Origin of the sequence: Streptomyces caeni (genome assembly GCF_042678285.1) — a bacterium.
In the GTDB taxonomy this organism is placed as follows: Bacteria; Actinomycetota; Actinomycetes; order Streptomycetales; family Streptomycetaceae; genus Streptomyces; species Streptomyces caeni.
Window position 1 is genome coordinate 128,013 of sequence record NZ_JBHUDX010000022.1, and the last position, 8,784, is coordinate 136,796.

At 73.2% G+C, this 8,784-nt stretch carries 10 protein-coding genes; 7 read left to right on the plus strand and 3 right to left on the minus strand.

Features of this window, described 5'->3' with window-relative positions:
• Window positions 1-223: 223 nt before the first annotated feature.
• From ACFSL4_RS09495 to ACFSL4_RS09505, 3 genes are all read left to right on the plus strand, one after another.
• The gene (locus ACFSL4_RS09495; RefSeq protein ID WP_381080573.1) at window positions 224-1,072 is read left to right on the plus strand and encodes a GNAT family N-acetyltransferase; all 849 of its coding nucleotides are present in this window, start codon (window positions 224-226) and stop codon (window positions 1,070-1,072) included.
• A 94-nt stretch (window positions 1,073-1,166) separates the two neighbouring features.
• A complete protein-coding gene (locus ACFSL4_RS09500) occupies window positions 1,167-1,736 on the plus strand; it encodes a GNAT family N-acetyltransferase (protein WP_381080545.1) in 570 nt (189 codons plus the stop codon).
• A 72-nt stretch (window positions 1,737-1,808) separates the two neighbouring features.
• A complete protein-coding gene (locus ACFSL4_RS09505) occupies window positions 1,809-3,503 on the plus strand; it encodes a proline--tRNA ligase (protein WP_381080547.1) in 1,695 nt (564 codons plus the stop codon).
• Window positions 3,504-4,009: 506 nt separating this feature from the next.
• Here the strand turns inward: ACFSL4_RS09505 and ACFSL4_RS09510 are convergent.
• From ACFSL4_RS09510 to ACFSL4_RS09520, 3 genes are read right to left on the minus strand one after another with little or no spacing between them, the layout of a single operon-like run.
• Complete coding sequence (locus ACFSL4_RS09510; protein WP_381080549.1) at window positions 4,010-4,912, minus strand: aminoglycoside phosphotransferase family protein; 903 nt, start codon at window positions 4,910-4,912, stop codon at window positions 4,010-4,012.
• Window positions 4,913-4,968: 56 nt separating this feature from the next.
• Window positions 4,969-5,451 (minus strand): ferritin-like domain-containing protein, encoded by a 483-nt coding sequence (locus ACFSL4_RS09515; protein ID WP_381080551.1) that lies wholly within the window; start codon window positions 5,449-5,451, stop codon window positions 4,969-4,971.
• Window positions 5,448-5,984 (minus strand): hypothetical protein, encoded by a 537-nt coding sequence (locus ACFSL4_RS09520; protein ID WP_381080553.1) that lies wholly within the window; start codon window positions 5,982-5,984, stop codon window positions 5,448-5,450. Before ACFSL4_RS09520 ends, ACFSL4_RS09515 begins: the two co-directional genes overlap by 4 nt.
• Before the next feature lie 234 nt (window positions 5,985-6,218).
• Here ACFSL4_RS09520 and rimP point away from each other — a divergent pair, with 234 nt between their 5' ends.
• The 4 genes from rimP to ACFSL4_RS09540 form a co-directional block, all read left to right on the plus strand.
• On the plus strand, window positions 6,219-6,737 hold the full coding sequence (gene rimP / locus ACFSL4_RS09525; protein ID WP_381080555.1) for a ribosome maturation factor RimP: 519 nt from the start codon (window positions 6,219-6,221) through the stop codon (window positions 6,735-6,737).
• Between the two features lie 2 nt (window positions 6,738-6,739).
• On the plus strand, window positions 6,740-7,735 hold the full coding sequence (gene nusA / locus ACFSL4_RS09530) for a transcription termination factor NusA (RefSeq protein WP_381080557.1): 996 nt from the start codon (window positions 6,740-6,742) through the stop codon (window positions 7,733-7,735).
• Window positions 7,736-7,862: 127 nt separating this feature from the next.
• Window positions 7,863-8,141, plus strand: coding sequence for a YlxR family protein (locus ACFSL4_RS09535; RefSeq protein WP_381080559.1), 279 nt, complete (start codon window positions 7,863-7,865; stop codon window positions 8,139-8,141).
• A gap of 178 nt (window positions 8,142-8,319) precedes the next feature.
• Window positions 8,320-8,784: translation initiation factor IF-2 N-terminal domain-containing protein (locus tag ACFSL4_RS09540; protein WP_381080561.1), on the plus strand; the 465-nt coding region annotated here is incomplete at its 3' end.

Below are 8,784 nucleotides of genomic sequence, written 5' to 3' on the forward strand. Positions count from 1 at the left end.
CGCGGCCGTGCGCTCGTCGGCGTGGCCCGGATGCGCGACGCCCCGGTGCGCGGACCCCGTACGGCGTGACGCGCGGGCCGGGGCGGTCACAGCGGCCCCGCGCACCACGGCGGGCCCACGGGTTCGCCGGCGCCGTCCGCTGCTCGGGCACCGGGCGGCGCGGTGGTTGTCGGCCAGGTACAGTGCGGAGATCAGCAGACTCCAGGGTGAAGGCTTGCCGCACGTGTTGACGCAGACCACCACCCGGGTCCTCGAACCGAGCGACCTGGACGCCGCGCTCGCCGTCCTCGACCGCGAGCCGGTGGCGAACGCCTTCGTCACGTCCCGGGTCCAGGTCGCGGGCCTGGACCCCTGGCGGCTCGGCGGCGAGATGTGGGGCTGGTACGAGGACGGCATGCTGACGTCCCTGTGCTACGCCGGCGCCAACCTCGTCCCGATCTGCGCGAACGCCCGCGCGGTGCGGGCCTTCGCCGACCGGGCCCGGCGCGCGGGCCGCCGCTGCTCCTCGATCGTCGGCCCCGCCGAACCCACCGCCCTGCTGTGGCGGCTGCTGGAACCGAGCTGGGGTCCGGCCCGGGAGGTCCGCGCCCACCAGCCGCTCATGGCCACCGACCGCATGCCGGACGGCATCGTCCCCGATCCGTACGTCCGCCGCATCCGCAAGGACGAGATGGACACGATCATGCCGGCGTGCGTGGCCATGTTCACCGAGGAGGTCGGCGTCTCCCCGCTGGCCGGCGACGGCGGACTGCTGTACCAGGCACGGGTCGCGGAACTGGTCGGCTCCGGCCGCTCCTTCGCCCGCCTCGACCAGAGCGGAAGGGTCGTCTTCAAGGCGGAGATCGGCGCCGCGACGCCCCAGGCGTGCCAGATCCAGGGCGTGTGGGTCGCCCCCGAGTACCGCGGCCGGGGCCTGGCCGTTCCCGGCATGGCGGCCGTCCTGCGCTACGCGCTGGCGGATGTGGCCCCGGTGGTGAGTCTGTACGTCAACGACTTCAACACACCAGCCCGGCGGACGTACCGCAGAGTGGGCTTCACGGAAGTCGGCGCGTTCATGAGCGTGCTGTTCTGACCCGGGCCGCTTCTTGCCGCTCCGGTACGGCCCGGCCGGACGGTCTGCGCGGTACCCGGCGCCACCCGTCGAAGTGCCCCGGTAGGCTCCCCGCATGCTGCGCATCCCCGGTCACGGTCACCCCAGCCCCGACGAGGTCGTGATCGGCCCCCTGGACCTGTCCGCGCGCGTCGAGGAGGCGCTCGCCGTGCAGGCCGTCGCCTTCGGGCTCAGCGCCGACGAGATCGCCGTACGCCGCCAGATCGTGCAGCGGCACATGACGCATCCGGGAGCCCGCGCCTTCGGCGCCACCACCGGCGACGGACGGCTCGTCGGCTTCGTCTACGGCATGCCCAACGACCGCACCCACTGGTGGTCCACCGTCGTGGAACCGTATCTGCGCGCCCAGGGCCACGAGGACTGGCTCGACCACTCCTTCGTGATCACCGAGCTGCACGTCCATCCGCAGTACCAGAACCGGGGCATCGGCCGGGCCCTGATCACCACCATCACGGACGGTGCCGACGAACCCCGCTCCATCCTGTCGGCGATCGACACGGACAGCCCGGCCCGCGGCCTGTACCGCTCGCTCGGCTACGAGGACCTCGCGCGGCAGGTGCTCTTCCCCAGCGCGCCGAAGCCGTATGCCGTGATGGGCGCTCCGCTGCCGCTGCGCCGGGGTTAACCGATTACCGCCCGCACAGGCGGCCCGGCTAACCTCGTGGCCATCACCCTTACCCAGCAGGAGTCGAGAATCATGGCCCAGGTCCAGCGCATGTCCCGTTTGATGGTCAAGACACTGCGTGACGACCCGGCGGACGCCGAGACGCTCAGCCACAAGCTGCTCGTCCGCGCCGGCTACGTACGCCGGAACTCCGCGGGCATCTGGACCTGGCTGCCGCTCGGCAAGAAGGTCCTCGACAACATCTCCCGGGTCGTGCGCGAGGAGATGGACGCGATCGGCGCCCAGGAGGTGCTGCTGCCCGCACTCCTGCCCAAGGAGCCGTACGAGGCGTCGGCGCGCTGGGAGGAGTACGGCGACCTGCTGTTCCGCCTCAAGGACCGCAAGGGCGCCGAGTACCTGCTCGGCCCCACCCACGAGGAGATCTTCACGCTCGTGGTGAAGGACCAGGCCGCGTCCTACAAGGACCTGCCGATCATCCTGTACCAGATCCAGACCAAGTACCGGGACGAGGCCCGTCCCCGTTCCGGCGTCCTGCGTGGCCGCGAGTTCCAGATGAAGGACTCGTACTCCTTCGACACGACCGACGAGGGTCTGGCCGAGTCCTACCGGCTGCACCGCGAGGCGTACCAGAAGATCTTCGCGCGCCTCGGCCTCGACTACCGGATCGTGTCGGCGGTCTCGGGCGCGATGGGCGGCTCGGCCTCCGAGGAGTTCCTGGCCCCGGCCGCGGCCGGCGAGGACACCTTCGTCGACTGCCCGGACTGCGACTACGCGGCGAACACCGAGGCGGTCACCTTCGCACTGAAGCCGGCCGAGGGCGCCGGGCACCCGCCCGTCGAGGAACTGGACACCCCGGACACCCCGACCATCGAGACGCTCGCCGAGCTCCTGGGCGTCCCGGCGTCCGCCACGCTCAAGAACCTCCTGGTCAAGGTCGACGGCGAGATCGTGGCCGTGGGCGTGCCGGGAGACCGCGAGGTCGACCTGGGCAAGCTGGGCGAGCACCTCGCGCCCGCCGTCGTCGAGCTGGTGACGGCCGAGGACTTCGAGGGCCGCGAGGACCTCGTCCGCGGCTACGTCGGCCCGCAGGGCCTGGAGAAGGTCCGCTACATCGCCGACCCGCGGGTGGCCCCGGGCACGGCCTGGATCACCGGCGCCAACAAGATCAACACGCATGCGAAGAACGTCGTCGCCGGCCGTGACTTCGAGGTCGACGACTACCTCGACGTCGTCGTGGTCGAGGAGGGCGACCCCTGCCCCCGCTGCGGCACGGGCCTCAAGCTGGACCGCGCGATCGAGATCGGCCACATCTTCCAGCTGGGCCGCAAGTACGCGGACACCTTCCACCTCGACGTTCTCGGCCAGAACGGCAAGCCGGTCCGCGTGACCATGGGCTCCTACGGCATCGGCGTCTCCCGCGCGGTCGCGGCGCTCGCCGAGCAGCACGCCGACGAGCAGGGCCTGTGCTGGCCCAAGGAAGTCGCCCCGGCCGACGTGCACGTCGTGGCGGCGGGCAAGGCGCTCCAGACCGAGCTGGCCCTCGACGTCTCGCAGAAGCTGGCCGACGCCGGCGTCCGCGTCCTGGTGGACGACCGGGCCGGCATCTCGCCGGGCGTGAAGTTCACGGATGCCGAGCTGATCGGAGTGCCGCAGATCCTGGTGGCGGGCCGCCGCTCCGCAGAGGGCGTCCTGGAGCTGAAGGACCGCAAGAGCGGTGAGCGCGAAGAGCTGACGGTGGCCGAGGCCGTCGCCCGCCTGACGGCCTGACCTCTCGTCCGCCGCCTCCGCCACGACGACGCCCGTCCCCGGGCGCGCCGGCGGACGGTTCGGCCCGCCCGGGTCGCCCTGCGGGCCGGGCGGTACGGGTGGGACCCGCCGGTGCGGTGCGGGGGAGGACGTGGCTGACGCCTCGCCGGGTGAGAGCGGGCCGAGGGACGACGGGTCCGGGCTCGACGGGCCGGGCCAACCGGTGTGCGGCCGTGGTCCCCGGCCGGTCGGGGGCCGGCGTGCGGTGGTGGGCGGTCCGGAACCGCTCCGGGTCGGCCGACGGGTCGGCTGGGCCCACCGCTGTGGGCCGGTGCGGGGCGGGCGGGGCGGATCCTCGCGGCCCCACCGGGGGCCCACCGGGGCGGGTGAACCCGACACGACGGGTGGGAGCCTCCCGCTGCCTGCCCGGAGCGGTCGCTGTGTCCCGTGTGCCCTGTGTCCCGTGCCTTGTGCGCCGTGCCGCTCGGGCTCGCGCCGCGTGAGCTCCCCGGGCGCCCGCGCTCGGTTCACAGCCAGCTCGCGAACTCCAGCAGCAGGTCCGCGTCCTGCAGGCGGCCGACCCGGCGGGCCCGGACGCCGGACTCCACCGCCCGGAACAGGGTCCAGCCGCGCAGCCGCTCCTCGTCCAGGTCGAGCGACTCCGCGAGCCGCCTCACCCGGCGGCGGGTGATCGCCGCACCCGAGGGCGCCGCGATCAGGTCCTCCACCCGGTCGCGCACCAGCCGCGCCAGATCGAAGGCACACTCGCCGGCCACCGGGTCGGGGCCCACGGCCAGCCACGGCATCCGCTCCCCGGCGAGAACCTTGCTCTGCCGGAACGTGCCGTGCAGCAGCCGCTCCTCCGGTGGCGAGGCGAGCAGCTCCTCACGGGCCGCCAGCGCCGCCTCGACCAGGGGTGCGGCCTCGGCGTCCGTCGCGGCGGCCGCACACATCGCCCCGGCCTGCCGCCCGGTCCGCACGGCCACCGTCTCGAAGACGTGACCGGCGGGGGGCTCGACCCACAGCCGCCGCAGTGCGCCCGCCGCCTCCAGCAGGGCCTTCGCCTCCGGGAGCGAGCGCACGGACACCTCCGGGTGCAGCCGCTCCAGCAGCAGGACGCCCTCCTCGGCGTCGGCCTCCAGCAGTCGTACGGCCCCGGAGCCGCCCCAGTACGCGAGCGCCGCCCGCTCGCTCTCCGGACGGGCCCACGGCGGCGCCAGCTTCAGCACGGCGGGGGTGCCGTCGGCCTGCCGCACCAGAAGGACCAGGCTGCTGCGACCGCCGGGCGCCTGCACCCGCTCCACGGCCAGCGCGCGTGGACCGACCGCCCGCCGGACCCGTTCGGGCAGCTCCTCCAGCCACTCGGCGCCACCGTCGCGCCGCGTCTCGCCGAGGGCCCGTACGAGGCGCTGCGGCGGTTCCAAAGCCATGCGCGAGGTGTTCCCTTCCAGGTCGGCTTCGCACGCGTGCGATGTGCGCGTACGCCTCAGGTCCGCGGTGCCGCCGACGTGGTGGGGCCGGCCGCCGCCCGTTCGGCGAGACCAGGGAAGGCTACGCTCTCGCCGCTCCAGCGCACCGACCGCACCGCCGCCTCCCGCAGCGCCGAGGCCGCCGAGCGCCGTCGCTCGCCCGTCGACGCGCGGACGAGGTCGGAGTACACCCCGGCCAGCCGCTCCTCCAACTCGGCGGCGAGCCGTACCGCGGCGGCGGAGTCGCGGACGGGGAACGGCAGCGCGTACGCGGCCGCCGCCGCGTCCGGTGTCCCGCCCAGGTCCCGCACCGTCCGGGTCAGTTCGTCCCGCCGGGCGCGGTGGGCGTCGTACGCGGCCCGCGCCTGCCCTCGCCGGGACGGCACGATCCTGCCGCCGACGACGCCGTAGCCGTAGACCGCGGCGTGCTCGGCGCGCAGTGCCGCGCGCAGGGCCGACAGCTCGCCGTCCCGCTCCTCCGGTGTGCCGGTGGTGGTCATCTCCCGTCCTCCCTCAGCAGATACGCGTGCACGGCCCCGGCCGCCGAGACGGACGCCAGCAGCCGGGCCAGCTCGCCCGGCACGTCCAGCAGCGCCGTGGCCCGTCTGTCGGCCAGGGTCCGCTCCGCCGTGGCCAGCCCGGCGAGGGCGGACTTGGGGTCCGCGGGAACAGGGGAGGGACTCGACGAGGCGGAGGCGGAGGCTGCGGCGGAGGCGGACCGGGACGCGGCCGCTGCGGCCGACGGGGTGCCGGAGCCGCCGCCGAAGGCCCGGGCGTGCCGGACGACCTCCGCGTGCAGTGGCAGCAGCCGCGCCGCCAGCGCCGGATGGGCGGCGATCACGGCCGCGTACTGCCCGGCCAGCGCCTCGCTGTCGCGCGCCGCACGCGAGCGTGCCCGGTCGGCGGCCGACGGGGCGGCCGGGGCGGCCGCCTCGGGCGTCCCGGAGCAGCCGGTCAGCAGCGCGGCCCCGGCGGCCGAGGCGAGCAGGTTCCTTCTGCGCAGGAGAGTGCGCGGGGGCGGGGGGAACGGCACGGCAGACGTCCTCGATGACCGGATGCGAACGGGTGGGCGGACAGGGTGTCGCACGGACCCTCGCCCGTGATCACCGTACCGGTGCGCCGCCCCGGCGTTCGCCATCGGCTCGGCCGATCGCACGCCCGCCCGAGGGGACGCGCAGGTGGACGGCAACACCGCCCGGGACCGGATACCCTTTGACCTGACACGCGACCTTCCCACAACAGCACACGCGGCCGAGGAGTCACCCGGATGAGCACCACCCAGAGCGAGAGGCTGCGAGAACTGCTGGAACCGCTCGTCAGCTCCCAGGGCCTTGATCTCGAAGAGATCGCCGTGGACTCCGTCGGACGCAAGCGTGTGCTGCGCGTCGTCGTCGACTCCGACACCGGTGCCGACCTGGACCGGATCGCCGATGTGAGCCGTGCGCTCTCGGCGAGGCTCGACGAGACGGACGCGATGGGCCAGGGCGCGTACGACCTCGAGGTCGGAACCCCGGGCGCGGAACGCCTCCTCAGAGAACGCCGCCATTACGTGCGGGCCGTCGGCCGGCTGGTGCGGTTCCAGCTGGGCGAGGGCGGCGAGCTGGTCGCCAGGATTCTGCGGGTCGACGACGACGGCGTCGACCTCGAAGTGCCCGGTGTGAAGGGCCGCAAGGCCACCACCCGCAGACTCGCCTTTCCGGACATCGCCAGCGCGCGCGTCCAGGTCGAGTTCAGCCGCAAGGACAACAAGGACAACAAGGACATGAAGGAAGAGGAGGAGGCGTAGCCGTGGACATCGACATGAGTGCCCTGCGGGGCTTGGTTCGGGAGAAGGAGATCTCCTTCGACCTGCTCGTCGAGGCGATCGAGTCGGCCCTCCTCATCGCCTACCACCGCACGGAGGGAAGCCGCCGTCACGCGCGCGTGGAGCTCAACCGGGAGACCGGCCATGTGACTGTTTGGGCGAAGGAGGACCCCGAGGACCTGGAGGAGGGGCAGGAGCCGCGCGAGTTCGACGACACCCCGTCGGGCTTCGGGCGGATCGCCGCCACCACCGCCAAGCAGGTCATCCTGCAGCGCCTGCGCGACGCCGAGGACGACGCGACGCTCGGCGAGTACGCGGGGCGCGAGGGCGACATCGTCACCGGTGTGGTCCAGCAGGGCCGCGACCCGAAGAACGTGCTCGTGGACATCGGCAAGCTGGAGGCCATCCTGCCGGTGCAGGAGCAGGTGCCGGGCGAGACGTACGAGCACGGCAAGCGCATCCGGTCCTATGTCGTCCGGGTGGCCAAGGGTGTGCGCGGCCCGTCCGTGACGCTGTCCCGCACGCACCCGAACCTGGTGAAGAAACTCTTCGCCCTGGAGGTGCCGGAGATCGCCGACGGCTCCGTCGAGATCGCCGCGATCGCCCGCGAGGCCGGCCACCGCACGAAGATCGCCGTGCGGTCCACCCGGTCGGGCCTGAACGCCAAGGGCGCGTGCATCGGTCCGATGGGCGGCCGGGTGCGCAACGTCATGGGCGAGCTGAACGGTGAGAAGATCGACATCGTCGACTGGTCGGACGACCCGGCCGAAATGGTGGCGAACGCGCTCTCTCCGGCCCGTGTCTCCAAGGTGGACATCGTCGACCTCTCGGCCCGCTCCGCGCGGGTGACCGTCCCCGACTACCAGCTGTCGCTGGCGATCGGCAAGGAGGGGCAGAACGCCCGCCTCGCGGCCCGGCTGACCGGCTGGCGGATCGACATCCGGCCCGACACGGAGCAGCCCGCCCAGAAGCAGGACTGAGAAGCAGGACTGAGAGGGCGGCTTCGGTGGGGAATAGATCCCGGCCGTGTGGCGCTGAGATCACGACAACAACCGTTCGATTCTTGCCCCAAAGGGGTGAGGTCGACGCGGGGAGGTAGACTGAACCGTGTCTGGCCGGACGCGTGCCCGCGCACGCCCTGAACGCACCTGCGTGGGGTGCCGGGAGCGGGCGGCCAAGGTCGAACTGTTGCGCATCGTGGCGGTCGAGGACGCCTGCGTCCCCGATCTTCGCGGTACGCTGCCCGGCCGGGGTGCGTACATACACCCCGCCATGGGCTGTCTCGACCTGGCGGTCCGCCGCCGGGCTCTCCCGCGGGCGCTGCGCGTCCCGGGGCTCGACGTAAAGGCGTTGCGCCGTTGCGTCGAGCAGACAGAAGGTTGCTGAACAGCACCTTGCTGAGCACGCAACACCGCACGACGTGCCGTACGGAAAACCCCGTGCGGCCTGGTACCTCGCGAGTCGAAAGCAGGTCGAGATTGCGATGAGCACTCGATGAGTACGCGATGAGTACGCCCATGAACTAGCGACGGTCCGGCCGCAACCCGGACCTCAAAGGAGCGAAGTGGCTAAGGTCCGGGTCTACGAACTCGCCAAGGAGTTCGGTGTGGAGAGCAAGGTCGTCATGGCCAAGCTCCAGGAACTCGGTGAATTCGTCCGTTCGGCGTCCTCCACGATTGAGGCGCCCGTAGTACGCAAGCTGACCGACGCCCTGCAGCAGGGCAACGGCGGGGGCGCGAAGCCCGCCGCCCGCAAGGCGTCTCCGGCGAAGCCGGCCGCGCCCTCCCCGGCGCAGGGTAGGGGTCCCTCCCACGCCCCCAAGGCAGCGGGGGAGCGTCCGGCTGCCCCTCGCCCGGCGGCGCCCAAGCCGCCCGCGGCCGAGAGGCCCGCGGCCCCGGCTCCGGGTCCGCGTCCCACCCCGGGTCCCAAGCCCGCGCCGCGGCCCGCTCCGGCGGCCCCGGCTCCGGGTGCACCCGAGTTCACGGCGCCGCCGTCGGCTCCGGCCGCCCCGACGCCGCGCCCGGGTGCC